Raw genomic sequence first — 24,670 nt, 5'->3', positions numbered from 1 at the left:
GGGTCACGGCACGTTGGTGAACGACCACCGACTCACTGCTGAGGCGCCACCACGTCCCAGGTGGCGCCCCAGTCACCAGAGCGCCAGTAGCCCAGGTCGGGGTCACCCCGCCCCTGGGTGGGATAGACGACGATCTCCTGGAACTGGGTCACCTCGATCCGCTCCGGCCGGGCGCTCGCGCCGGGCAGGAACTCCTCGGCGGTCCACGTCTGGCCACCGTCGGTGGTCAGAGCGTGGTTGCCCTCCCCCACCAGCAACAGGTGCTCACTGTCGAGGGAGGCCAGCAGCGGGGGCTGCTCTCCGAGCACGAACGAGGGGACGATGACATTGCCCGGTGTCCAGGAACGGCCACCGTTGGCGCTCTCCTGCACGGCGATCCCGCGCTCGTCGTCGCAGAGCGCGACCAGGTGCTCCGGGGTGGCCATGGAGACGGTGACGGCGACCGGTCCGGCCGCGCACTCGCTGAGCTCCGCCGTCGCCTCCAGCCGTCCGTCCTGCAGCCGCAGGCTGGTCACCTGCCCTGTCGCGTTCGTGGTCGTGACATAGCGGGTGGTCCCGGCCTCGAGCACCTCAGCGGTGGCGGCCGGGCCGGCGTCGTGGGCGACGCCGTCGCTCCAGTCGGTGTCGAGCGGGTCGGTGAGCACGACGGACACGTCGGGCAGCGGGCAGGGGCTGGTAGTGCACCGCTGGTCGGTCGCGGTCGTCGCGAGCAGCACGTCGTCACGCACGGACACGTCCAGCACGCGTCTGGCACCGGTCGCGACGGTGCTCCAGGTCGCGCCACCGTCGGTCGTGGCCCAGAGCGGCGCCTTGGCGCCCCACGCCCAGCCGCGCTGCTGGTCGTTGAAGAGCACGCGGTCGACCAGGCCCAGCTGCTCGAGGTCAGCCTGCGGCGCCCAGGTGATCCCACCATCGGCCGAGCGCACCAGCATGGCGCAGAAGCCGTTGGCGGGGCAGTCCCGGGCGACCAGCCCGAGGCGCACGCCGGAGTCGGTGTCCGGTGTCGGGTCGGCGGTGGTGGTGTCGGTGAACCACGCGCCGTCGGGGATCTCCCCCTCGGGGACCGGCGTGCTCACCGTCTCTGCCGCACTGTCGGTGGGGTCGCCGGACTCTGTCTCCCCAGGGTCGGTCGCGCTGGGGTCGGTCGCGCTGGGGTCCGTCAGCCCCGGGTCGGTCACGCTCGGGTCCGTCGCGCTGGGGTCCGTCGGGCTCGGGTCCGTCACGCTGGTCGCGGGCCCGGCTACGTCCGGGAGGTCGGCGTCGGGGACCAGGCTCGGCCCGAACACGACCGCCAGTGCCGCCGCAGCAGCGACGAGGCCACCGGCCCACGCGCCGCGGTGCGAGCGCGCCCGCCGCCGCCCGTCCCTGATCCGCTGCCAGGTCAACTCGTCCGGGTCCTGGTCCTGGATCTGGGCCCGGTGCGCCGCGAAGAACTCCTCGACGGGATCGCGTCCGGTCTCCCGGTCCTCGCCCGGCCACTGAGCGTTCATCGTGCCTCCTCCAGCGTCATGGCGAGCCTGGCGCGCGCGTCGTACAGGTCCCGTTTGACCGCTCCCTCGGAGCGGCCGAGCTGGCGCGCCACGTCGGCCACCGACAGGTCGGCGAAATAGAAGAGCAGCACCGGCAGCCGCATCCGGTCTGGCAGCGCCTCCACGGCCTCCCGCACGCTGAGCAGCTGTGCCTGGTCCGGCCCCGGCCGAGCCTGCTCGGGGTCGGGACGCCCGCCCTGATAGAGCTCGTAGGCCTTCGCCTCGCGCCCCCGTTTGCGCCAGTGGTCGCGCACCAGGTTGCCGGCCGTGGCATAGAGCCACGGGCGCGGGTCATCGACGCGTTGCCAGTGCGACAGCAGCCGGGTGAAGGCCTCCGTCGCCACGTCGTGCCCCAGCTCCCGGTCCCCCAGCAGGTGCGCGGCCCAGCCGGCCAGCCGCCCGTAGTGCGCGACGAAGACCTCGTGCACGGCACTCTCGATGGGGTCCGTGGAGTGTGCCACGCGGCCTCCGATCACCCGGGCGGGTCGGGACAGGACTGCTGTCATATCGAGTATGACGCCGCACCAGTCTGCCGGGTTGGTGCCTCACCGTGGGTGCGAGGGTGGCCGTCAGGTCCGTGACGCACCCGTGAGCGTCAGTAGGACTAACGCTCCCCGCCACCGCAGTTGGACGGATCCTTCACGCGGGATCAGAACCCGAAAGTCGCGTGAAGGATGAATGCACTCGGACGGATCCTTCACACAGAGCCCGGCATCGGCGTGAAGGATGCATGCACTGGGACGGATCCTTCACACAGAGCCCGGGAATCGCGTGTGGGGCGCATGCACTTGGACGTCGAGGTGTGAGCAGAGTGACTGCCGTGACACGCCGCGCCGTCCCGCACCGTGCCGTCCAACACGCGCCGTCCAACAGCGCGCCCGTGCCGGGCAACAATGGGGCATGGAGTTCTCCCAGGTGGTGCGGCGCAGACGGATGGTTCGCAACTACGACCCGAACAGGGCCGTCCCGAACGACGTCCTCGCCACCGTGCTGGACCACGCGGTGCGCGCGCCGAGCGCCGGCTTCTCGCAGGGCTGGGACTTCGTGGTGCTGCGCACGGCTGCGGAGCGGGAGGCCTTCTGGGCGGCGACCACCGACCCGGCGAGCGAGCCGGACAACTGGCTGCTCGGCATACGCCACGCGCCGTGCCTGATCGTCTGCTGCTCGAGCCCGGGCGCCTATCTGGACCGCTATGCCGAGTCGGACAAGGGGTGGACCGACCGGGACGAGGCGCGGTGGCCGGTGCCCTACTGGGACGTCGACACCGGCATGGCCGCCCTGCTGATGCTGCTCACGGCCGTCGACGAGGAGCTCGGCGGACTCTTCTTCGGGCTCCCTGTCGAGCACCTCGAGGCGGCCCGGGAGGCGCTGGCGATCCCGGCCGACCGCAACCTGGTCGGCGTCGTGGCCCTGGGCTATCCCGCGCCCGACCGCAGGAGCCCGAGCCTGCGACGCGGCCGCCGCCCGGTGGAGCAGGTCGCTCATGCCGGGCGGTTCGGCACGCCGCTCGAGCTGGGCTGACCTGCAACCGCTCGTGGGTCAGTCCGGCGCACCCCAACAACACCGACCTTCCCCACGAGCCGAACCGTCCGGCGCGACCGACCTCAGTCCCGCATGTCCGACAGCGTCGTGAACGTGTAGCCCTGCGAGCGCAGCGTGCTGACGATCGTCGGCAGGGCGGCTGGGGTGTTGTAGCCGCCGAGGTGGGCCAGCACGATCGTCCCGGCCGGCGGCGCGGGCACCGTCGTGCGGTTGATGATCTGCTGCGTGGTCGTCGCCGGGTCCCAGTCGATCGTGTCGCGGGACCAATAGATCGTCTTGGTGTAGCCGACGTCGGCCACCCAACCGCGCACGGTCGCGTTGTGCGACCCGAACGGCGGGCGCCAGTAGGGGTTGGCGGGCATCCCGGCGAGCGACTCCAGCACCGACTCGGCATCGGTGAGCTCGTGCTGGACGAACGAGCGGGTCATCGCCACCTGGCACGGGGCCCCGCTCGGCGACCCACCGCCACCGTTGACGAGGTCACAGTGGTGCACGGTGTGGTTGCCGATCTCGAACAGCTCGGGATGAGCCGCGATCTTGGCCATGATCGGCCGCCCCTCGGGGCTGTTGGCCATGATGCTGGTGGGGAAGAACGTGGTGCACACCTGGTTCTCGACCAGGTAGTCGAGGATCTGCGACGCCCCGTCCAGGCGGCCTCCCATGTCGAGGGTGAAGGCGATCTGCTTGGTCGCCGAGGGGACGCTGCTGATCGTCTCCTGGGCACCGGCCGTCGGCCTGGTCCCCGACCAGCACACCCCCAGTCGCCGCTGCACCAGTCGCGGGACCTCGTTGGTCTGCGCCGTGCGGCCACCCAGGACGTATGCCGTGCCCGGGGCCAACCGGGTCAGCTCGGCGTTGGTGCCGCTGGGCAGCGCGGACCCCGTCGACAGCAGGATCGGACCCCTGGTCTGGTTGACGGCGGCCCCGGCGGCCAACGAGTCGGGCCAGTCGCGGCCGGTCGCGAGCATGATGCCCGGCCGGTTCGGGCCGAAGACACGCTGGGAGACCGCGAGGGCGGTGCTGTAGCGGTTGGCGCCGGCCACCCGCTCGGCGGTGGCGATCTCGTTCACCTCCAGGGCGACCGCGGTCGAGATCGAGGTGGTGCCGCCGAGCAGCATGATCCGGTCCGGGTTGAGTCGGACGAGCTCGGCTCGCGTGGCCGCCGGCAGCGACGTGGGGGCGGTCAGGAGCATGGGTGCGTCCTGGATGCCGGCGGCGGCACCACCGGTGAGCGCGTCCGGGAACGACGTGCCGGTTGCGAGATAGGCGATGTTCGCCCCGCTCGGGAAGGCGTGCTCGGACAGCTCTGCGGCCGTCTCATAGCGGGTGGCGCCGGCGACGCGCGTGGCTGCCCCGGCCGTGAGCGTGTCCAGCTCTGCGCGCACTGCGGCGGAGATCGTGGTGGTGCCACCGGCGACCACGATCCGCTGCGGCTTCAGGCGCAGCAGCTCGGTCCGGGTGGCTGCCGGGACCCCGGTGGCCGTCACGAACAGGACTGGGCCACCCAACTGGTCCGCGACCGGGCCCGCAGCGAGCCCGTCGGGGTAGTTGGCTCCCGTCGCAACCACGGCTACGGGCACTCCGGGGGCAAAGAACTCGCGACTGATGGCCGCTGCCGTGGCATAGCGGTTGGAGCCCGCGAGACGCTCGACAGAGAAGCTGAGGTCCCCCGCCGTGGGGGTGGCGTCGGCTGCAGGTGATGAACCTGCAACTGCCGTCGGTGAGTCTGCGACCGCCCCCTGGGAGAGGCTGCAGGCCAGCACGAGCACCGTCGCGACCGCACCGGTCGCCAGTGAGCGGAAGGTCTTCATGCCACTGGGACGCCGCAGCGTCCCGTCCGGTTGGTGGCCGTCGGGTTCATCTCCTGGAGGCGGGCCACACGCCAGCTCACGTCTGGGATGTCGCACTCGCCCTCCGCAGGGCCGCAACGCTGCGCCGGACGTCATCCTCCGTGGTCGACCAGTTGCTCACCGAGATCCGCACCACGGCGCGGTCGCGCCACCGGGACCCGGTCATCCAGCACTCGCCGTCGGCCATGATGCGCTCGACCGCCCGGCTGGTCGCCGCATCATCCTGCAGGGCCAGGCTCACCTGGGTGAAGACGACCTCGTTGAGCACCGTGCACCCGGGGATCTCGGCGATCTGCACCTCGAAGGCCCGGGCATGACCGCACAGCCGATCGACGAGCTCGGCGACCCCGGATCGCCCCAGGGTGCGCAGGACCGCCCACACCGGGACAACTCGGCCCCGCCGGGACAGTTCGGGCACGGTCTCCAGTGGGTCGCGGGCCTGGTCATCCGCAATGAGGTAGTCGCCGTGCATCCCCATTGCCGCGTGCAGTGCGGCCGGGGCAGCAACGATCGCGATGCCGCAGTCATAGGGAACGTTCAGGGTCTTGTGCGCATCCGTGCTCCAGGAGTCCGCAGCCTCCATCCCCGCCACCAGGTGCCGGGTCCGCTCCGACGCGGCGGCCCACAGGCCGAAGGCACCATCGACGTGCACCCAGGCGCCAGCCTCGTGCGCCACCGCGATCGCCTCGGTCATCGGATCACAGGCACCGGAGTGGATGTTGCCGGCCTGCAGGCAGACGCAGACCGGCCCCGAGGCCCCCTCCAGAGCCTCACGCAGGGCATCCACGCGCAACCGGCCCTGCTCGTCGACGGCCACGAGGTCCGGTGCTCCGAGTCCGAGCATGCGCAGCGACAGGTCGATCGTGTCGTGGCGTTCTGCGCCGGCAATCACCCGCACTCTGGGGGCACCGGCCAGCCCGTGCTGCGCGACGTCCCAGCCGGCCTGTCGCAGAAGGGCATCACGCGCGGCGGCCAGGCAGGTGAAGTTGGCCATCGTGCCGCCGGTCACGAACCCGACGTCCGCCGAACCCGGCAGGCCGAGCAGGTCCAGCAGCCAGTCCTTGGTGATCCGTTCCAGTGCCGAGTGGGTGGGAGTCACGGCATACAACGCGCTGTTCTGGTCCCAGGCCGACACCAGCCAGTCCGCAGCCAGTCCCGCCGGATGGGTGCCGCCGATGACGAAGCCGAAGAACCTCCCGGACGGCATCGCGACCAGGCCGGGTGGCGCTGCGTCACCGAGCAGTGCGATGACCTCCTCTGCCGAGGTGCTCCCGGTGGGCAGCTCGGGCTCCAGCGCGGCGATCATCTCCTCGACGGAGGCCTGCGCCGGGACCGGTCGCTCATCGAGGGAGGACAGCCACGCGAGAGCCTTGGTGTGGGCGCGGTCGAGCGCGGCGGTGCTCTCGGACTCGGCCCGACCCATCCCAGCAGTATGTCGGGCCGACAGTCCGCCGTCCACGTGCCGGACGGGATCGGCTCGGTCCGAATCGCCCCACCAAGACGCGCCGGGCGGTCCGAACCTGCCCACAACTGGGTCAGCCCAGGAACGCGTCGATCTCGGCACGGGTGGGCGCGGTGGCAGGTCCACGCCGGGTCACCTTGATCGCCCCTGCAGCGTTGGCGCGGGTGCAGGCCGTCCGGGGGTCGGTCCCGCCGGCGAGCTCGGCCACCAGCACCCCGGTGTGGGCATCACCAGCGCCGTTGGTGTCGACCGGCTCCTGCGGAAAGCCGGGCACGTGGTCCACCTCCCCGCCCGTGTGCAGATAGCAACCTTCGGGGCCGTCCCGCACGACCACCACGGAGCCCTCCGGCAGCCGCTGGCTGATGGCTGGCAGCGTGGCGGTGAGCTCCTCGAGCCCGGACACCTCGTGCGCCTCCTCGGCGTTGCTGGTCCACACGTCGGTGAGCCCGAGCATCAGTCCGCGGACGGCCGGGTCCAGAGCGGCGAAGGCGGCCCCCGGGTCCAGCACCACGCGCACCCCCGGATCCAGCGAGTCGAGCCACGCCAGCAACGGGTCACGTGTGGGTTCCAACAGGCTGTAGCCGCTCACGCACACCAGGTCACCAGCGACCGGTGCCGCCGTCGACAGGCTCGCCACCGTGATCTGGCGTTCCGCCCCGAGCGTGGTGACAAACGTCCGCTCGGCCGTGGGCTCCACCAGCACCACACAGATCCCGGTGTCCACGTTCTCGACGGGCGGCGCCGACAGCGTCACGTGCTCATCGGCCAGCGCCGACCGCACCAGGTCACCGTTCGCGCCGGTCCCGTGCGCACCCGCATGCACGGCCGTGGCTCCCGACCGGGCGGCCGCCGCCAGCACGCTCACCGAACCCCCGGCATACCGGGTGAAGGACTGGGCCATCTGGTTGCCGCCACGGCGCGGGATCGCCGCGACCTCGATCACGAGGTCGACGAGAGCCTGCCCGGTGTGGATCACCCTGGTCACGAGCAGCACTTTAGGCCCAAAGCGCTCGAACCCGTCCACAACACCCCCGGGTCCTGCACTGAAGCCGGCTGCCCACGGCATACGATCGAGGGCGATCCTTCCCCGCACCCAGACCTGACCCATGCCCCCACGGAGGACTGCACAGTATGGCGCGCCGCACCCCGCCCGGACCGGACCTGTTCGACGTCGAGCAGAAGATCGTCGACATCGACGTCCGGGACGAGATGCAGGGAGCCTTCCTGGAGTATGCCTACTCGGTCATCTACTCCCGGGCCCTGCCGGACGCGCGCGACGGCCTGAAGCCGGTGCAGCGCCGGATCCTGTTCGGCATGCACGAGATGGGGCTGCGGCCAGACAAGGGCCACGTCAAGAGCTCGCGCGTCGTCGGTGACGTGATGGGCAAGTACCACCCGCACGGTGACACCGCGATCTATGACGCGCTGGTGCGGATGGCCCAGCCGTTCACGATGCGCCTGCCGCTGGTCGACGGGCACGGCAACTTCGGCTCCCTCGACGACGGTCCTGCCGCCAGCCGTTACACCGAGGCCCGTCCCGCCCCGGCCGCGCTGCTGATGACCGCGAGCCTGGACGAGGAGACGGTCGGCTTCGTCCCCAACTATGACGACCAGCTGATGCAGCCCGAGGTGCTGCCCGCCGCCTTCCCGAACCTGCTGGTCAACGGCGCCTCCGGCATCGCGGTCGGCATGGCCACCAACATGGCCCCGCACAACCTCGTCGAGGTCATCGCCGCGTGCCGGCACCTAATCGCCCACCCGGACGCGTCCCTGGATGACCTGATGCGGTTCGTCCCGGGGCCGGACCTGCCGCTGGGTGGACGGATCGTCGGTCTGGACGGCATCCGTGACGCCTACGAGTCCGGGCGTGGCTCGTTCAAGACGCGCGCGAGTGCCCGGATCGAGAACATCACGGCACGCCGCAAGGGCATCGTGGTCACCGAGCTGCCCTACCTCGTGGGAGCCGAGAAGGTGATTGAGAAGGTCAAGGTCCTGGTGCAGGGCAAGAAGCTGCAGGGGATCAGCAACATCACCGACCTGACCGACCGCACCAAGGGCCTGCACCTGGTCATCGAGATCAAGAACGGTTTCAAACCCGAGGCCGTGCTGGCCCAGCTCTACAAGCTCACCCCGATGGAGGAGAGCTTCGGCATCAACAACGTCGCGCTGGTCGAGGGTCAGCCGCGCACGCTCGGGCTGCGCGAGCTGCTGAAGGTGTATGTCGAGTTCCGCACCGATGTGGTCCGTCGCCGCACCGCCTACCGCCTGCGCCGCAAGGAGGAGCGGCTGCACCTGGTTGAGGGGCTGCTCATCGCGATCCTGGACATCGACGAGGTCATCCAGCTGATCCGCGCCGCTGACGACGTGGCCACCGCTCGCACCCGGTTGATCCAGGTCTTCGACCTCTCCGAGCTGCAGGCCAACTACATCCTGGACCTGCAGTTGCGCCGGCTGACCAAGTTCTCCCGCCTCGAGCTGGAGTCCGAGCGGGATGAGCTGCTGCGCGAGATCGAGAGGCTGCGGGCCCTGCTGGAGGACCACCAGCTGCTGCTCAACGTGGTCTCCGACGAGCTGGCCGCGGTCGCCAAGGAGCACGGCACGCCGCGGCGCACGGTGCTGCTGGAGTCCGACGGTGTGTCCCCGACCGCCGCCTCGGCCACCCCGCTGGAGGTCGCGGACGACCCGTGCTGGGTGCTGCTGAGCTCCACCGGCCTGCTCGCGCGCACCTCCACCGACGAGCCGCTGGGCACCGGAGGGGCACGCCGCAAGCACGACACGATCATCTCCGCCGTGCGCACGACAGCCCGCGGCTCGGTCGGCGTCGTGACCTCGGCCGGCACCGTCGTGCGCCTCTCCGCGCTCGAGCTGCCGACCCTGCCCCCGACCAACGGAGCGCCCAACCTCTCCGGCGGTGCGCCGCTGGCGGCCTTCGTCGACCTCCCCGCGGGGGCGCTGCCGCTGGCTCTGTGCTCGCTGGCCACCGACGGGCCGGGCCTGGCGCTGGGGACGAAGCAGGGTGTCGTCAAGCGGGTCAACCCGGACTTCCCCGGCAACAAGGACGAGTTTGAGGTCATCTCGCTCAAGGACGGCGACGAGGTGGTCGGCGCGGTCGACCTGACCTCCGGCCGTGAGGACCTCGTCTTTGTCACCAGTGATGCGCAGCTGCTGCATTTCGGCGCCGACGGCGTCCGGCCGCAGGGCCGCTCCGGCGGTGGCATCGCGGGCATCAAGCTGTCCGCGGGCGCGTCCGTGCGCGGCTTCTGGGCGGTCGACCCGGCCGCCGACAACGTGGTCGTCACCGTCTCCGGCTCGGCCAACTCCCTGCCGGGCACCGAGAGCGGCTCGGTCAAGGTCACGCCCTATGCCGAGTATCCCGCCAAGGGTCGAGCCACCGGCGGCGTGCGCTGCCACCGGTTCCTGCGCGGCGAGGACACGCTGCTGCTCGGCTGGGCCGGCCCCACTCCCCCGATGGCCGCCTCCGGCAGCGGTGTGGCCGTCGACCTGCCCGAGGCCACGGGCAGGCGGGACGGGTCGGGCACGCCGGCCAGCGCCCCGATCGCCCGGGTCGCCGGTCCTGCCTGACCAGGGCACGCCACCCTGCGCACCGCGCGCGTCGAACCGCGCGACATCCCCTGCCCGGCACGGCAGGATAGGACCATGGTGGACACGGACATGATGAGCAAGCAGCCGTCATACGCACAGGGCCGGGTCGACACTCCCCTGATCGAGCAGACCATCGGGGACACCCTCGACGCCACGGCGCGCAGGCACGGGTCTCGTGAGGCGCTGGTGGAGGTGGACAGCGGACGGCGGTGGACGTATGCCGAGTTCCTGGCCGACGTCGACCGGCTCGCTCGCGGTCTGCTCGCCTCCGGGATCGGGCCGGGTGACCGCGTCGGCATCTGGGCACCGAACTGCGCCGGCTGGACCCTCGTGCAGTTCGCCACCGCCAAGATCGGCGCCATCCTGGTCACGATCAACCCCAGCTATCGCACGCACGAGCTGGCCTTTGTCCTCAACCAGTCCGGGACGCGGATGATCGTGGTCTCCGAGCCGTTCAAGACCAGCGACTACCCCACGATGGTGGAGCAGGTGCGCGACGAGTGCCCGGCGCTGGAGCACGTGGTCGTGATCGGCCGGTCCAGCTGGGACGAGCTCCTGCAGCGCGCCGAGGAGGTCTCACCGGAGCGGCTGGCCGAGGTCCAGGGTGGCCTCGCCCCGCACGACCCGATCAACATCCAGTACACCTCCGGCACCACGGGCTTCCCCAAGGGCGCCACGCTCTCGCACCGCAACATCCTCAACAACGGCTTCTTCGTCGGAGAGGGCTGCAGCTACACCGAGGTCGACCGGATCTGCCTGCCGGTGCCGTTCTATCACTGCTTCGGCATGGTGATGGGCAACCTGGCGGCCATCACGCACGGCTCCTGCATGGTCATCCCCGGCCGCGGTTTTGACCCGGCCGGCACCCTGCGCACCGTGCGCGAGGAGCAGATCACCTCGTTGTATGGCGTGCCCACCATGTTCGTCGCCGAGTTCGAGCTGATGGACAAGGGGGAGGAGTTCACCACCGCCGACCTGGCGACGGTGCGCACCGGCATCATGGCCGGCTCGTTGTGCCCGGCCTCGCTGATGCGCAAGCTGGTCGACGCCGGGGTCACCGACATCACGATCTGCTATGGCATGACCGAGACCTCGCCGGTCTCCACGCAGACGACGCCGGACGACCCGTTCGACAAGAAGGTCGGCACGGTGGGCCGGGTCGGGCCGCACCTGCAGATCCAGATCGTGGACCCGACCACCCGCGAGGTGGTTCCGCGTGGGGTGGCCGGCGAGTTCTGCACCAAGGGCTACTCGGTGATGCTCGGCTACTGGGAGCAGCCCGAAAAGACGGCTGAGGTGCTGCAGGACGGCTGGATGGCCACCGGTGACATCGGCGTGATGGACGACGACGGTTATGTCGAGATCACCGGTCGCATCAAGGACCTGGTGATCCGGGGCGGCGAAAACATCTCCCCGCGTGAGATCGAGGAGTTCCTCTACACCCACCCGGATGTCCTGGACGCACAGGTCGTGGGCGTGGCCGACCCCAAGTTCGGCGAGGAGGTCATGGCGTGGCTGCGGATGCGGGAGGGCACCGTCCCGCTCACGGCCGAGGCGGTCCGGGAGTTCTGCTCGGGCAAGCTGGCCCACTACAAGATCCCCCGCTATGTGCAGGTCATCGACGAGTTCCCGATGACGGTGACCGGCAAGATCCGCAAGGTCGAGCTGCGCGACCGGGGCGAGGAGATCCTCCGGGCGGGTGACTGATCTGCGGGCGATGATCGGCCTCGGCCACGCACACGCGTGACAGATCTCCCGTCACGTGCTCTGATGAGCCATGAACGACTTCATGGCGGCTATCGCGGGCGAGTCCGAGCGGTTCCTGGAGGCCATCCAGGTGGCCGACCCGGGCGCGCAGGTGCCGACGTGCCCCGACTGGACGACGGACGACCTGCTGTGGCACCTGACCGAGGTGCACTCGTTCTGGGCGGAGATCCTGCGCAGCGGGGCCCGGACGGACGACGATGTGGAGGCGGTGGAGGCCGCCAAGCCGGGCCGGCCGCAGGACCGGGGCGCGGCCATGGCGCTGTTCCGCGAGCAGACGGCTGCTCTGCTTGCCCAGCTCGCGGAGCGGGACGACGGCGCTCCTGCATGGTTCTGGCTGGAGACCGCTCAGAACGTCGGTTCGACCCGTCGGATGCAGGCGCACGAGGCCACCATGCACCGGGTGGACGCCGAGCTGACCGCTGGCCTTGCCTCAGCTCCGATCGACCCCGACCTGGCCGCGGACGGCATCGTCCACGCCATCACCGTCATGTGGGCCTGGTGGTCCACGCTCCCCGGCTTTGAGTTCCATCCGGTCGGTGGCGACGTCACGCTGGCCGCGTCAGACCTGGACCAGGCCTGGCAGGTGCAACCGGGCCGGTGGCGCGGTGTCGGCCAGTCGGGCAAGGAGTACGACGAGCCCGGGGTGACCCTCGCCGACCCGTCCGGCGCGGACACCACCGGCACCTCCCCCGCCGCTGGCTCAGTCACTGGCACGGCCGAGGAGCTGATGCGCTGGCTGTGGGGGCGCGGGCCCGAACCTCACCTCGACGGGGATCCCGAGACTCTCGACGCCCTACGCTCAGCCCAGCAGGCCGGGATGCAGTGAACTCGGCCCCCCACTTCCGCCGAACAAGACGTGACGAATCTCCCTATCGCGCCTCCGGTTTCGCTGCGTAGTCTGAACCACGTGGGGACCGATACTGAGCAGCAACACGTGGGAACAGCATGAGGAAGAGGACGCTGAGATGACGCAGGCAGCACAGCAGGCACCCGTGGCCGGGACGGGTCAGGACGTCCTGGTCGTCGACGGGCTGGTGCGCCGGTTCGGTGACCTGACCGCGGTGTCCGACGTCTCGTTCAGGATCGCTCCTGGCGAGACCTACGGGCTGCTGGGCCCCAACGGCGCGGGCAAGACCACGACCATCTCGATGATCGCCGGTCTGATCGCCGCCGACAAAGGGTCGGTGACGGTGGTGGGCGAGACGATGGGACCGTCGAAGGTGATCCCCAAGCGGCACCTGGGCCTGGTGCCCCAGGATCTGGCGATCTATCCCGACCTCAGCGCGCGGGAGAACCTGAACTTCTTCGGCAAGCTGCAGGGGCTGACCGGAGGTGACCTGAAGAAGCGGGTCGCCGAGGTGCTGGAGCTCACCGGACTGACGGACCGGGCCAAGGGACCGACCAAGGACTTTTCGGGTGGCATGAAGCGCCGGCTCAACATCGGCATCGGACTGCTCCACCAACCGACCCTGCTCATCCTCGACGAGCCGACCGTGGGCGTCGACCCGCAGTCACGCAACCAGATCCTGGAGTCGGTGGAGAGCCTGTCCGTTGAGGGCATGGCGGTGCTCTACACCACGCACTACATGGAGGAGGCCGAGCGACTCTGTGACCGGATCGGCATCATCGACTCCGGCGTTCTGCAGGCCGAGGGCACTCGCGACGAGCTGATCCAGCTGACCGGTGGGGTGGACCACATCCAGCTCAGCGGATCTGGAGACACCACCGCGGCCGCTGAGGCGATCCGCGCGCTGCCCTCCGTCGCCCGGGTCGACGCCGAGCGGGGACGGCTGCAGCTCACGGTGCACGACGCGCCGAGGGCGGTGGCGCCGATCGTCACCACGGCCACCAGCGCGGGGATGCAGCTCAGCGACGTGCAGATCACCCGACCCAACCTGGAGTCCGTCTTCCTGCACCTCACCGGCAAGGCTCTGCGGGACTGACCATGCGACAGCTCTTCACTCTGGTCACGACCGACCTGGTGCAACGCATCAGGGACAAGTCCGTCATCATCTTCGCCGTCCTCGTGCCGATGGCCTTGATGGGAGCGATGAACCTCGTCATGGGTGACGCCCTGGACATGGACCTGGAGACGGCGACCGTCGCGGTGTCGGCTCCGGCCGACGACCAGCTCGCGGCGGCGCTCGTGCAGACCCTGCCCGAGGTGGGCCTCGACGTCGAGGTCACCGAGACCGACGCAGCGGACGTGCTGGCCCGGGCCGAGTCCGGTGACGCCAGGCTCGGCCTGGTGATCCCCGACGGGTTCTCGGACGCGTTGATGGCCGGCGACCCGGTCACGCTGGAGGCCATCCGGGGCGACGGCGCGGGCATCGAGTCCAGCGTCGTGCTCTCGGTGGTCCAGGGGTTCTTAGACCGCGCAGGCGCCAGCGCCGTGGCCAGCGCTGCAGGAGCAGCCCTGGGACTGCCCCCCGCGCAGCTGGGCGGCCTCGCCCAGCAGGTGGCGACCGGAGAAGCAGCGGTCACCCTGGCCATGGGGCAGACCTCTGACGAACAGCTGGACCCCAAGGGTGCGTTAGTCGCCGGTCAGGCCGGCCTGTTCCTGATGTTCACCGTCAGCTTCGGTGTCCTCGGGCTGCTCGCCGAGCGGGAGTTCGGCACGCTCGCCAGGCTGCAGTCCATGCCGATGAACCCGCACCTGGTCACCCTGTCCAAGGTGCTCAGCAGCTTCGTGCTCGGCGTGGTGGCGACGAGCATCCTGCTCACGGCCGGCGGCGCACTCTTCGACGTCGACTTCGGCGATCCGCTGCCGATCGCGGTGCTGATCGTCTGCGCCGTGATCGCCACGACGTCGCTGACCTTCATCGTCATCAAGCTCGCCAAGACCACGGAGCAGGCCAGCATCATCACGACCATCCTGGCCATGGTGCTCGGCATCGCCGGAGGCGCCTTCTTCCCCATCAGCGGCGGCGGCCTGCTCGGCACCCTCCTGGACCTGAACCCCGTGGGCGCCATGATCCGCGGACTCGGCATCACCAGTGGCGGCGGTGGTCTGGCCGACATCGCCACACCTGTGGTGACCATGCTCGGCTTCGCCGTGGTGGCGATGCTGGTCGCCCGGCTCGTGCCGGACCGGGGGGCGATGGCATGAGGGCCGCACTCGCCATCGCAGCCGTCGAGCTGCAGCGCTTCGTCAAGGACAAGGGCAACGTCTTCTTCACCTTCATCTTCCCGCTGATGCTGGTCTTCGTCCTCGGATCCCAGTTCGGCGGCTCGGGGTCATCAGGCAGCGTGACTGTCTCCGGCCCTTCCAGCGACCTGCGCACCGCGGTTGCCGAGCAGCTTGAGGACGGTGAGGTCAGCGTCCAGTTCGCCGATCACGACGACATGCTCGAGCAGGTCGCGAGGGGACGGGTCGATGCTGGCCTGGTCGTCACCCCGGAGGCGGCTGAGGCCTTCTCACAGGGTGGCACCGCGCAGCTGGAGATGATCGCCGGGAGCTCCTCCACGAGCATGGCGGCACAGCAGAGGGTGCAGGTCACGGTCTCCAATCTCGACCTGCGCCGCATCCAGGTCGGGGCCCTGGGAGACGTCGGGGTCTCCGAGGCCGACGCGGCACAGGCCCTTGATGCTGCCACCGGTCAGGTCAGCGAGCCCACGATCGAGGTCCGCAGTGTGGACGAGCTCGCCCAGGAGTTCCAGGGGCTGGGGCAGTTCGACCTGGGCGCCTCGTCGCAGTTGTTGCTCTTCACCTTCCTGACCTCGCTCGCGGGAGCGTCAACCCTGATCAACGCCCGGCGCCAGGGGGTGCTCGCGCGCACCCTGGCCTCTCCGGTCAGCACGGTGCAGGCCATCGCCGGCCAGTCGTTCGGCCGTTGGGTGATCGCCTTCTTCCAGGGCGCCTACATCATGCAGGCGACCTGGCTGATCTTCGACGTCGACTGGGGCAACCTGTGGCTGTCCCTGCTGGTGCTGTCGGTGTTTGCGCTGGTGGCGGCCGGCGCAGCGATGGTGCTCGGCTCGGTCCTGGACAACGAGGGCGCGGCCGTGGGTGCCGGTGTGGGCATCGGGCTGGTGCTGGCCGCGATCGGTGGCGGCATGTTGCCGCTGGAACTCTTTTCCGACACCATGCGTCAGGTCGCCCACGTCACGCCGCACGCCTGGGGTTACGACGCCTTCGCCCAGATCCAGCGGCACGACGGAGGCCTCGTGGACATCCTCCCGCAGCTGGGTGTCCTGACCGCGATGGCGGTCCTGGTCCTGGTGCTCGGCGCCTGGACACTGCGCCGCAGCATGGCCCGCTCGATGTAGCAGCAGTTAAACCGCAACCTGGTGACCCACACCCCAGGCGGGCCTGCAGGGGCGTCCCAGACGGACGGCATACGCTCGGCCGGTGGACCCTGCAACGACGCCCGCGACCCCACTGGCCGACCTCTCTGCTGATGGAGACCTGGCGCGCGTCCGCGCCGACTTCACCCGGCTGATGATGGAATACAAGTTCGGCATGGACGAGATCGAGACCAAGATCTCGATCCTGCAGGAGGAGTTCACCCATCTGCACGACTACAACCCGATCGAGCACGTCCTGACCCGGCTGAAGACGCCCGAGTCGATCCTGGAGAAGGTGCGGCGGCGCGGGCTGGATCCATCGTTCGAGGCGATCCGGGACAACATCACTGACGTCGCGGGTGTGCGCGTGACCTGCAGCTTTGTCCGGGACGTCTATCAGGTCTATGACATGTTGTCCTCGCAGCCGGACCTTGAGGTGCTGTCGGTGAAGGACTACATCGAGCACCCGAAGGAGAACGGCTATCGCAGCCTGCACGGACTGGTGCGGGTGCCCGTCCACCTCTCCGACCGGGTCGTGCCGGTGACGGTGGAGCTGCAGCTGCGCACGGTCGCGATGGACTTCTGGGCGAGCCTGGAGCACAAGATTTACTACAAGTATCGCGACTCCGTCCCCGAGGACCTGCTGATCCAGCTGCAGGACGCTGCCCGGACCGCGGCCGACCTGGATGATCGCATGGAGCGGCTTCACGTCAAGACCCACGGAGAGTTCGTCGACCGGGACCGCCTCGGGCCCTCGGACCAGGTAGTCCGACAGTTGCAGGCGCTGCGTGAGTCGAAGGTGAGGGACCGCTTCGCCTAGACACGCTGGGGCCTGATCGCGGGTTCTTACCAAAGTTTTACCTGTGGAAAACTGTCTGCTCAGGTTTGGCGGGTGAGACTGTCGTGGTGACCGGATCCGTGGGGGAACCGCGGGTCGACCTGCCGACGAGGGGGACTTCGTGAAGACCACGTTCGTTGCTGCCTGTGCCGCTGCCCTGCTCCTGGCTGGCTGCCAGGGTAGTTCTGAGCCGTCCGCGCCGCCGACCAGTCAGGACGCGCTGACGACGACGGACCCGGCACCCACGACGGCGGCGCCACCGGACGATGTCGAGGAGACGTCCTCGAGTCCAGCCGGGGATGCCACTGAGACGACGGAGGCCAGCGGTCCTCCCGAGATGCCCGACGAGGCGAAGGAGGATTCGGAGTCCGGCGCGGAAGCCTTCGCGCTGCACTATCTGGAGGTCTTCAACTACGCGGCTATGACTCCAGAAGCAGGACACCTTGAGCAACTCGCTTCGGACGACTGCGCCACATGCGCGGGCTTCGAATCCATGATCGCGAAGTACATCGAGAATGATGAGCGCGCCGCAGGACCAATCGTTACCGTCGATTCGGCGCGGGCACAGGCAACGGGTGACACGACTGTCGTCTTTGCAGAGGCCGTTCAGACTGTCCCTGCGACCCTCGATGCTGCTGGCGCGGTCGTGACCGCTTCAGCCCAGCCGACCTCCTTCACAATGGTCCTGACTCTCACGCTTGACGGTCAGGCATGGGAGGTTGCCGAGATTCAGGTACAGCAATGAAGGTGGCCGCCATCGCAGTGGCCGTCTTGTGCACAGCTCTGCTTAGTCCCATCGCAACTCCTGCCAGTGGCGAAGCGGAGTGCGTCCCCGGCCAGGTTATCGACTGTGGCGTCGAGGGCGGGGGTTCCTATGTGGGCTTCACCAAATCGCAAACACGGAGCCTCGCCACCGAGTACCCAGAAGGATCAAGCCCCGAGAGCCCCGAACCGTGGTTCGAATACGTCGCCGTGATCCGCTGCGAGGGCAACAGCCCCGAGGTCCCTGACCGGGTCTACTGTGAGTGGGCTGCGAACTACTGCGAGATAAACCAGCCCGACAGCTCCGGCCCCTACTCGATCATCTACCGGCGGATTGCCGACTCGTCGGGCCCGGTGGGCGGATGGACCAATGTCGGGCCGACCTGCTTCCGCACGGACGTGCCGGCACGCTCGGGTGAGGCCGCGGCCGAACTGACCGACGCGATGATCCTCGACCAGTTCCACCGCACAGACTTCGCGCTGCCGACGATCTCGATCGAGCCACCGGATGGTCGGACCCTGGTCAACCTGCCGGTCTACTACGAGCTCCTCTGGCCAGACTCCGGCTTCGAGCCCGGCGAGACGGACACCACTGACATCATCGGCCACGAGGTGCGCATCCGGCCGACGCTCGACTCCGTGACCTACCACTTCGGCGACGGTGCCTCGGCCGGTCCAACCGCCTCCCTCGGCGGTCCCTACCCCCACGGCGACATCCGCCACGAATACACGTCGGCGGCCCAGGTCGCACCCCACATCACCGTGGTCTACGGCGGCGAGGTCAGCGTCGACGGCAGTTCCTGGTCACTGATCCCCGGGACCGCCACCATCGATGGCCCAGCCAGCCCCCTTGATGTGCTGACTTCGACGAGCCGCCTCTACGACGACTGACCCGCTCACAAGACAACGAACCGGCTCCCACGCCATGGCGTGGGAGCCGGTTCTAGGTCACCGAGCTGTCAGCTCAGGTGGACGACCTCAGCGGTCTCCGCGGTTCCCTCGGTAGCCACCACCGACGCGCGCACCGCGCTCGCGGTCGAAGCCACCGTTGCGACGCTGCGGGCGGCCGCGGTAGTTGCCACGACCCTGCGGACGGCGCGGACGCAGCAGGTTGTCCAGCTGCGACTGCGGGATCGCCTCGAACGAGGGCTCACGACCGCCGGCGGTCTCAAGGACCTCTGAGTCGCGCGGCGTCACCTTGGTGGGCGACGCGTCGACACCGGCAGCGTCGAGGAGTCGCTGCACCTGCTTGCGCTGGTGCGGCAGGGCCAGGGTCACGACCCGACCGGCCTCGCCCGCGCGGGCGGTGCGGCCGGAACGGTGCAGATAGTCCTTGTGGTCCGCGGGCGGGTCGGCCTGCAGGACGAGCGAGACGTCATCCACGTGGATGCCACGCGCCGCGACGTCGGTGGCGACCAGGACCGGCAACTCGCCGGACTTGAACGCCTCCAGGACGCGGGTGCGCTGGGCCTGGTTCAGGCCACCGTGCAGGGCCGCGGCAAAGACGCCGGACTCCCGCAGCTGCAGCGCCACGCGGTCAGCACCCAGCTTGGTGCGGACGAAGACGACGGTGCGACCGGGCCGGTTGGCGATGGTCGCGGTCACCGGCTTCTTGTGCTGCGGGTCGATCACGAAGACGTGGTGCTCCATGGTCGACACGCTCGCGGTCGCGCTGTCCGTCTCGTGCGTCACCGGGTCGTGCAGATACTTCTTGGCAATCTTGTCGACCCCGTGGTCCAACGTCGCCGAAAAGAGCAGCCGCTGACCATCGTTCGGGGTCAGGTCGAGGATCTCGGAGATGGCCTCGACAAAGCCCATCTCGGCCATGTGGTCGGCCTCGTCCAGCACCGTGATCTTGACCTCGGAGAGGTCGGCGGCGCCGCGCTCGAGCAGGTCAGCGAGACGGCCGGGGGTGGCCACCAGGAGGTCAACCCCCTGCTCCAGGCTGCGCAGCTGCGGCGTGTAGGACATGCCGCCAGCCACCAGCTGGTGGCGCAGCCGCATGGTCGACAGCAGCGGACGCAGCGCGTCCAGGATCTGCATCGCCAGCTCCCGGGTCGGGGTCACGATCAGCGCGTGCGGCTTGTGCGGCTTGGCGCGCTCACCCTCCGCGAGGCGGTGCAGGGTGGGCAGGCCGAAGGCCAGGGTCTTGCCCGAGCCAGTCTGTCCGCGCCCGAGCAGGTCACGGCCAGCCATCGCGTCCGGGATCGTCGCGGCCTGGATCGGGAAAGGCTTGACCAGCCCGAGATCGGTGAGCTTGTCGACCAGCTGAGGGTTCAGGCCCAGGGCGCCGAACTCGTTGGGCCCCTCATGGACGACCGCGGCCTTGGGTGCCGGAGCGACAGACGGGGAGTATGGCGTGCGCTCCCGGTCCTCGGAGAAGTGCCGGTTGTCGCGGCGCTCGCGACGCTCCCAGTCGTGGTTGTTGCGGGCCTGGGTGGCGTCGTCCCGACGGCGGGGACGGTCGTCCTGGTCCCAGTGGCGACGCGGGGCGCTGCGGTCGAAGTCGCGGGTCGGGCGGTCGTCACGGTTCCACTCACGACGCGGGCCACGGTTGTCGAAGTCACGACGGGGACCACGGTCATCACGAGTGGGACGCTCGTCACGGTTCCACTCGCGGCGCGGGCCGCGGTCATCACGAGCCGGGCGGTCATCACGGTTCCACTCACGACGCGGGCCACGGTTGTCAAAGTCACGACGCGGGCCACGGTTGTCAAAGTCACGACGGGGACCACGGTCATCACGAGCCGGACGCTCGTCACGGTTCCACTCGCGGCGCGGGCCGCGGTCATCACGAGCCGGGCGGTCATCGCGGTTCCACTCACGACGCGGGCCACGGTTGTCAAAGTCACGACGCGGGCCACGGTTGTCAAAGTCGCGGCGCGGGCCGCGGTCATCACGGGCCGGACGGTCGTCACGGTTCCACTCACGACGCGGGCGGTCCTCACGAGCCGGCTTCTCGGCATACGACTTGCGGTCGTCGCGACGCGACGAACGGTCAGACAGCTCGCGCGCCTTGGCGGCTGACTTCTTTTGGGCCGCAGTGTGACGCGGCTTCTTCTTGTGGGAGGGCGCGGAGGCGCGCCCGATGGCCTTGGCCATGGCGAATCGCTCAATTCTGGTGAACTCGATGAGGTTGGACGCCTCATCGCTCCCTGAGCGTGACCGACCTACCTCCAGGTGCTCTTTGGCACCCGATGGGCCGCAAGGAACGGATCGTCCTCCGGCGAGCCCGTCCTGTCAGTGCATCAATGCACTCGCCGGGCAAGGTTGAAGTTTAGCGGACAATCACCAGCCGCCGCCAACTGGGTCAGTATGTCGCTCGTCACCACCGCGAGCCGGTGCGCCTCGCGCGGACAGCTGGGCGCGGTGACGGCCCGTCAGACCTTTGGACCGCCCGTGCCAAGGTCCTCCGGCTCCTTGATCCGCGTCGGCTTGGCATACAGAGCCCGGTTGAGGAACCAGGTCACGACCCAGAGCGCGACGCCGATCACGACCAGCCAGCCGGCAATCGCATAGACCGAGGTGTCGCGCCCCGTCCAGGGCCCGACCATGTAGGCACAAGCCAGCGCCCCGATCACCGGCAACGCGGTGGGGGCGGTGAAGTGCTGGTGCTCGACGGTGTCCTTGCGCAGGACGAGGCAGGCCACGTTGACGACGGAGAAGACGGCGAGCAGCAGCAGCGCGGTCACGTCGCCGAGGTTGGAGACCGAGGTCACCAGCAGGATCAGGCCGGCTGCCAGCGCTGTGGTGAACACGATCGCGGCCCACGGGGTCTGCCGGGCCTTGTGCACCAGGCCGAGCGGCTTGGGCAGCACGCCTTGGTTGGCCATGCCATAGAGCAGTCGCGAGGCCATCATCATGTTGATCAGGGCCGAGTTGGCCACGGCGAACATCGCGATGAACGGATAGAGCGTGTCGATCGGCAGGTTGGGAGCGCCGCGTTCGACCACCGTCAGCAGCGGCGTGCCACCCTGGGACAGCTCCCCCACCGGGACGAGCGCGACCGCCGTGATCGACACCAGCAGATAGATCGCCGCCGTCAGCAGCAGCCCGGTGAGCATCACCTTGGGGAAGATGCGACTCGGCTCGTGGGTCTCCTCAGCCATGTTGACCGAGTCCTCGAAGCCGACCATCGCAAAAAACGCCAGGCCGGTCGCCGCGGTCACCGCCATGAAGGCGTTCTTGCCGCTGGGGCTCTCAAAGACGGTGATGCGGGAGAAGTCGACCTCCGCGCCGGAGAAGCCGGCGACCGCCCAGAACCCGACGAAGATCACCAGCAGCAGGCCGGACAGCTCGATCAGGGTCAGCACCACGTTGGCCTTCACCGACTCCGCCACGCCACGGAAGTTCACCGCCATCACGAGCAGGATGAAGCCGAGGGCGCCGACGCTGATGGCACCCGCGCTGACCACCGCGTCGCCCTCCGCGTTGGTCCCGACGAACCAGTTGAACCCCTTGAACATGTTCTCGGCGAAGGCGCGCGAGGCCGTGGATGCAGACGTGATGCCGCTGGCCATCACCGTGAACGTCACCAGGAACGTGATGAAGTGGATCTCGAAGGCACGGTGCACGAAGGAGGCTGCGCCGCCCGCACGGGGATATTTGGTCACCAGCTCCAGATAGCTGAAGGCAGTGATGATCGCGATGGTGAAGGCGACCAGGAAGGGCAGCCAGACCGCGCCGCCGACCTCCCCTGCCACCTTCCCGGTCAGCGCATAGATGCCTGTCCCGAGGATGTCCCCGACGATGAAGAGCAGCAGCAGCTTGGGCCCGAGCACCCGCTTCAGTTCGGTCTGTTCCTCACCACTGTCACGGTCGAGCGCCTGTTCACTCACGGCATCCTCCATCCGGTCGCACTGCGCAGGAAAGGCCCCGCCTTGTGCAGAGTGACGCAGGTCACCACGCGCCGCAACTTGCCACGCGCACTCTTTGGTCAATCCAGACGCGACGCAGATAATCTGTGCAGGCCGTGGGCGTCACCCGCAGCGTGGTTGCCCATCGATGAGAGACCAGATGTCCGACTTCTTCGACTCCGTGAATGCGGCCATCCTGGCTGCCGCAGACGAACCGTGGCTGATGGCGCTGGGCTTTCTGCTCATCGTCCTTGACGGCATCTTCCCCATCGTCCCCAGTGAGGCTCTGGTCATGGCGCTGGCTGCGCTGGATGGACCTCCTGCGCTCCCGCTGCTGGTCGCCGTGGCGGCCCTCGGCGCAATCTGCGGGGACAACCTGGCCTTCGCGGTGGGTCGCCTGCTCGGTCCCGGCCGGTTCGGACGGCTGCAACTACGCCGTATGGCGATCGCCCTGGACGCAGGTCGGCGCCAGTTGGAGCGTCGGCCGGCCACGGTGATCCTCACCGGCCGTTTCGTCCCGGTCGGGCGGGTGGCGGTCTACCTGGCGGCCGGAGCCTCCGGCTACGCCCACCGCCGGTTCCTGCCGGTGAGCATCGTCGGCGGCGTCGTCTGGGCGTTCTATATGACCGGGCTCGGCCTGCTCGCCGGCGCCTGGGTCGACGGCAACCCGCTGCTCGGGGCGGTGGTGGGCGTGCTGCTGTCCCTGCTCCTCGGCCTTGTCGTCGACCTCGTGATCCGGTGGCGCCGGCGCCACCGCCCGCCGATGCCCTCGACCGCCCCAGGCAGCTGACTGACGCCGCGGCACGAGTTGGTGCGGCAGGTGGCGGGGTGACCGCGTGGGTCACCCCGCCACCCCTTGCAGCGGCGAGCGGGTCAACCTGTCAGTGATGCGGCGGCACCAGGCACAGCGACGTGGTCTCGTAGCCCGCCGCGTCGGTGGCGTGCAGCTCAGCGTCGCCCTTCAGCTTCACCTTCCAGTCCACCGCGCCACGGAACGGCACGACACTCGGTGTGGCACCCGGAGCCTGGGTGAGCTTAATCGTCGTGCCTGACGGATAGGGCCCGAAGACAGCGCTCGAGGCGGTGTCGTGGACATAGATGCCGACAGCCGCATCGACGTTGTCGGAGGAGACCATCTCAAAGAAGCCCGAGTTGGTCGACCCGGGGATCTTGCCTCCGGGGTTGGGACCTGGCACGCACCCGACCTCGGGCGCCATCACATCATTGACGTCGATCGAGACCGACTGGGTGAATCCGTCGCCAGCGTCCGCGGCGTTGAGCGTGAACTGTGTCTCGCAGTTCAGCGTCGTGCCCTGCGGCGCGTCGGCGGCTACGGTGATGGTCTCTTCGAACACCGCCTCCTGGCCGCTCGTGACAGTCTGCGAGACGGGGTCGAGGGTGGTGCTCAGGCCGAGGTCACACACTGAGGTGCCGGCAACCTCGACGGGCAGGTTGGACAGCCCTTCGACGATCGCCGCTGACACCTCGTCAACAGCGATACCGCTGAGCAAGGTGCCCCCAGTGGCGTCGGTGATCGCGGTCGCCTGACCGGTCACGTCCAGCCGGTTGAAGCCGACGCTGATGGCCACGACCTTCGCCTCTGCGCTGACCAGCGATGCGGTTGCGTCAGCGAGGGTGTGACCCAAGCTCGGGTCGTGCCCCGGTGCGTCGCCGAACCACACGACGATGCGCGAGGAGTCCGTCCGGAAGTTCACGGCGCCGGACCCGATCTCCCAGAGCGCGTTGAGCTGGTCCTCCGGCTCGTCGCCACCGCCACACAGAGTGATCGAGTTGACCGCAGCAACCGTGTCTGCGGTGGTCGCAGTGAGGTCGCTGTGCAGGAGGAACAGGTTGGGCTCTTCCACGTCGCAATAGCTGGCAACCGCCCACTGCGCGTCCGGCTGGCTGGCCGAGACTGTGCTGATGATGGTTGCCATGTTGGCTTTGACCCCGGCGATGGCGCTGTTCATGCTCAGGGTGCGGTCCACCAGCAACACGATGTCGGGTTGCGGGGGCAGGGCCGGCGTCGACACCGTCTTGGTGATGGTGATCGACGTTCCGGGGTCAAGTGCCTCGTTCACGGAGATGGGGTCGACAGCGCCAGCTGCTGCTGTCGCGACTAGTCCCATGGCGGCAGCCGTTGCCACGGCTGCCGCACTGATGCGGTGATTCAT

General features: G+C 69.1%; 19 protein-coding genes. 11 read left to right on the top strand and 8 right to left on the bottom strand.

The features are described from left to right. Positions 1–32 precede the first annotated feature (32 nt). Both NF557_RS06845 and NF557_RS06840 read right to left on the bottom strand, forming a co-directional pair. A complete protein-coding gene (locus NF557_RS06845; protein WP_252622938.1) occupies positions 33–1,490 on the bottom strand; it encodes a beta propeller repeat protein in 1,458 nt (485 codons plus the stop codon). Continuing rightward, complete coding sequence (locus NF557_RS06840; RefSeq protein ID WP_252622936.1) at positions 1,487–1,990, bottom strand: RNA polymerase sigma factor; 504 nt, start codon at positions 1,988–1,990, stop codon at positions 1,487–1,489. Before NF557_RS06840 ends, NF557_RS06845 begins: the two co-directional genes overlap by 4 nt. Before the next feature lie 439 nt (positions 1,991–2,429). On the opposite strand from NF557_RS06840, the gene NF557_RS06835 reads away from it, so the two are divergent. Further along, the gene (locus NF557_RS06835; protein ID WP_252622934.1) at positions 2,430–3,050 is read left to right on the top strand and encodes a nitroreductase family protein; all 621 of its coding nucleotides are present in this window, start codon (positions 2,430–2,432) and stop codon (positions 3,048–3,050) included. Positions 3,051–3,133: 83 nt separating this feature from the next. On the opposite strand, the gene NF557_RS06830 is transcribed toward NF557_RS06835, so the two are convergent. From NF557_RS06830 to NF557_RS06820, 3 genes are all read right to left on the bottom strand, one after another. Next, entirely contained in the window at positions 3,134–4,882 is a 1,749-nt protein-coding gene (locus NF557_RS06830) for a cell wall-binding repeat-containing protein (protein WP_252622933.1), read from the bottom strand. 76 nt (positions 4,883–4,958) lie between these two features. After that, positions 4,959–6,344, bottom strand: a complete 1,386-nt coding sequence (locus NF557_RS06825; RefSeq protein WP_252622931.1) for a pyridoxal phosphate-dependent decarboxylase family protein — start codon at positions 6,342–6,344, stop codon at positions 4,959–4,961. A gap of 112 nt (positions 6,345–6,456) precedes the next feature. Next, on the bottom strand, positions 6,457–7,368 hold the full coding sequence (locus NF557_RS06820; RefSeq protein ID WP_252622929.1) for a PfkB family carbohydrate kinase: 912 nt from the start codon (positions 7,366–7,368) through the stop codon (positions 6,457–6,459). A 146-nt stretch (positions 7,369–7,514) separates the two neighbouring features. Between NF557_RS06820 and NF557_RS06815 the strand changes: the two genes are divergently transcribed. The 9 genes from NF557_RS06815 to NF557_RS06775 all read left to right on the top strand — a co-directional run bounded on the left by NF557_RS06815 (position 7,515) and on the right by NF557_RS06775 (position 18,531). Next, a complete protein-coding gene (locus NF557_RS06815) occupies positions 7,515–9,965 on the top strand; it encodes a DNA gyrase/topoisomerase IV subunit A (protein WP_252622927.1) in 2,451 nt (816 codons plus the stop codon). A gap of 75 nt (positions 9,966–10,040) precedes the next feature. Next, complete coding sequence (locus NF557_RS06810; RefSeq protein ID WP_252622925.1) at positions 10,041–11,693, top strand: AMP-binding protein; 1,653 nt, start codon at positions 10,041–10,043, stop codon at positions 11,691–11,693. A 70-nt stretch (positions 11,694–11,763) separates the two neighbouring features. Then, positions 11,764–12,579: a maleylpyruvate isomerase family mycothiol-dependent enzyme gene (locus NF557_RS06805; RefSeq protein WP_252622923.1), complete on the top strand. Its 816-nt coding sequence runs from the start codon at positions 11,764–11,766 to the stop codon at positions 12,577–12,579. Between the two features lie 139 nt (positions 12,580–12,718). Continuing rightward, positions 12,719–13,696 carry an ABC transporter ATP-binding protein gene (locus NF557_RS06800; RefSeq protein WP_252622921.1) on the top strand — a complete coding sequence of 326 codons (978 nt, stop codon included), beginning with the start codon at positions 12,719–12,721 and terminating at the stop codon, positions 13,694–13,696. 2 nt (positions 13,697–13,698) lie between these two features. Next, positions 13,699–14,862, top strand: coding sequence for an ABC transporter permease (locus NF557_RS06795; protein ID WP_252622919.1), 1,164 nt, complete (start codon positions 13,699–13,701; stop codon positions 14,860–14,862). Next, complete coding sequence (locus tag NF557_RS06790) at positions 14,859–16,022, top strand: ABC transporter permease (protein WP_252622917.1); 1,164 nt, start codon at positions 14,859–14,861, stop codon at positions 16,020–16,022. The genes NF557_RS06795 and NF557_RS06790 overlap by 4 nt, the downstream gene beginning before the upstream one ends. A 172-nt stretch (positions 16,023–16,194) precedes the next feature. Further along, entirely contained in the window at positions 16,195–16,860 is a 666-nt protein-coding gene (locus tag NF557_RS06785; protein ID WP_252623987.1) for a GTP pyrophosphokinase, read from the top strand. Between the two features lie 139 nt (positions 16,861–16,999). Then, positions 17,000–17,623 (top strand): DUF6318 family protein, encoded by a 624-nt coding sequence (locus NF557_RS06780; RefSeq protein ID WP_252622916.1) that lies wholly within the window; start codon positions 17,000–17,002, stop codon positions 17,621–17,623. A 227-nt stretch (positions 17,624–17,850) separates the two neighbouring features. Continuing rightward, positions 17,851–18,531, top strand: a complete 681-nt coding sequence (locus NF557_RS06775) for a hypothetical protein (RefSeq protein WP_252622915.1) — start codon at positions 17,851–17,853, stop codon at positions 18,529–18,531. Between the two features lie 87 nt (positions 18,532–18,618). Here the strand turns inward: NF557_RS06775 and NF557_RS06770 are convergent, their stop codons facing one another. Together NF557_RS06770 and NF557_RS06765 are read right to left on the bottom strand one after the other, a co-directional pair. Further along, complete coding sequence (locus tag NF557_RS06770; protein ID WP_252622913.1) at positions 18,619–20,742, bottom strand: DEAD/DEAH box helicase; 2,124 nt, start codon at positions 20,740–20,742, stop codon at positions 18,619–18,621. Positions 20,743–21,020: 278 nt separating this feature from the next. Further along, positions 21,021–22,490: an APC family permease gene (locus NF557_RS06765; protein ID WP_252622911.1), complete on the bottom strand. Its 1,470-nt coding sequence runs from the start codon at positions 22,488–22,490 to the stop codon at positions 21,021–21,023. Between the two features lie 166 nt (positions 22,491–22,656). Between NF557_RS06765 and NF557_RS06760 the strand changes: the two genes are divergently transcribed. Beyond that, entirely contained in the window at positions 22,657–23,286 is a 630-nt protein-coding gene (locus NF557_RS06760; protein WP_252622909.1) for a DedA family protein, read from the top strand. A gap of 91 nt (positions 23,287–23,377) precedes the next feature. Here NF557_RS06760 and NF557_RS06755 read toward each other — a convergent pair whose 3' ends face one another. After that, a complete protein-coding gene (locus tag NF557_RS06755; protein ID WP_252622908.1) occupies positions 23,378–24,670 on the bottom strand; it encodes a hypothetical protein in 1,293 nt (430 codons plus the stop codon).

Origin of the sequence: Ornithinimicrobium cryptoxanthini (assembly GCF_023923205.1) — a bacterium.
In the GTDB taxonomy this organism is placed as follows: Bacteria; Actinomycetota; Actinomycetes; order Actinomycetales; family Dermatophilaceae; genus Ornithinicoccus; species Ornithinicoccus cryptoxanthini.
Note: the sequence above shows the minus strand (reverse complement) of the source record. Positions and strands in the feature narration are given on the sequence as shown.

Bases quoted from the DNA above. Each gene is read 5' to 3' on its own strand.
- NF557_RS06845 (WP_252622938.1), bottom strand. From the start codon at position 1,490: ATGAACGCTCAGTGGCCGGGCGAGGACCGGGAGACCGGACGCGATCCC.
- NF557_RS06835 (WP_252622934.1), top strand. From the start codon at position 2,430: ATGGAGTTCTCCCAGGTGGTGCGGCGCAGACGGATGGTTCGCAACTAC.
- NF557_RS06830 (WP_252622933.1), bottom strand. From the start codon at position 4,882: ATGAAGACCTTCCGCTCACTGGCGACCGGTGCGGTCGCGACGGTGCTC.
- NF557_RS06825 (WP_252622931.1), bottom strand. From the start codon at position 6,344: ATGGGTCGGGCCGAGTCCGAGAGCACCGCCGCGCTCGACCGCGCCCAC.
- NF557_RS06815 (WP_252622927.1), top strand. From the start codon at position 7,515: ATGGCGCGCCGCACCCCGCCCGGACCGGACCTGTTCGACGTCGAGCAG.
- NF557_RS06810 (WP_252622925.1), top strand. From the start codon at position 10,041: ATGGTGGACACGGACATGATGAGCAAGCAGCCGTCATACGCACAGGGC.
- NF557_RS06805 (WP_252622923.1), top strand. From the start codon at position 11,764: ATGAACGACTTCATGGCGGCTATCGCGGGCGAGTCCGAGCGGTTCCTG.
- NF557_RS06800 (WP_252622921.1), top strand. From the start codon at position 12,719: ATGACGCAGGCAGCACAGCAGGCACCCGTGGCCGGGACGGGTCAGGAC.
- NF557_RS06795 (WP_252622919.1), top strand. From the start codon at position 13,699: ATGCGACAGCTCTTCACTCTGGTCACGACCGACCTGGTGCAACGCATC.
- NF557_RS06790 (WP_252622917.1), top strand. From the start codon at position 14,859: ATGAGGGCCGCACTCGCCATCGCAGCCGTCGAGCTGCAGCGCTTCGTC.
- NF557_RS06785 (WP_252623987.1), top strand. From the start codon at position 16,195: ATGATGGAATACAAGTTCGGCATGGACGAGATCGAGACCAAGATCTCG.
- NF557_RS06770 (WP_252622913.1), bottom strand. From the start codon at position 20,742: ATGGCCAAGGCCATCGGGCGCGCCTCCGCGCCCTCCCACAAGAAGAAG.
- NF557_RS06765 (WP_252622911.1), bottom strand. From the start codon at position 22,490: ATGGAGGATGCCGTGAGTGAACAGGCGCTCGACCGTGACAGTGGTGAG.
- NF557_RS06760 (WP_252622909.1), top strand. From the start codon at position 22,657: ATGTCCGACTTCTTCGACTCCGTGAATGCGGCCATCCTGGCTGCCGCA.
- NF557_RS06755 (WP_252622908.1), bottom strand. From the start codon at position 24,670: ATGAATCACCGCATCAGTGCGGCAGCCGTGGCAACGGCTGCCGCCATG.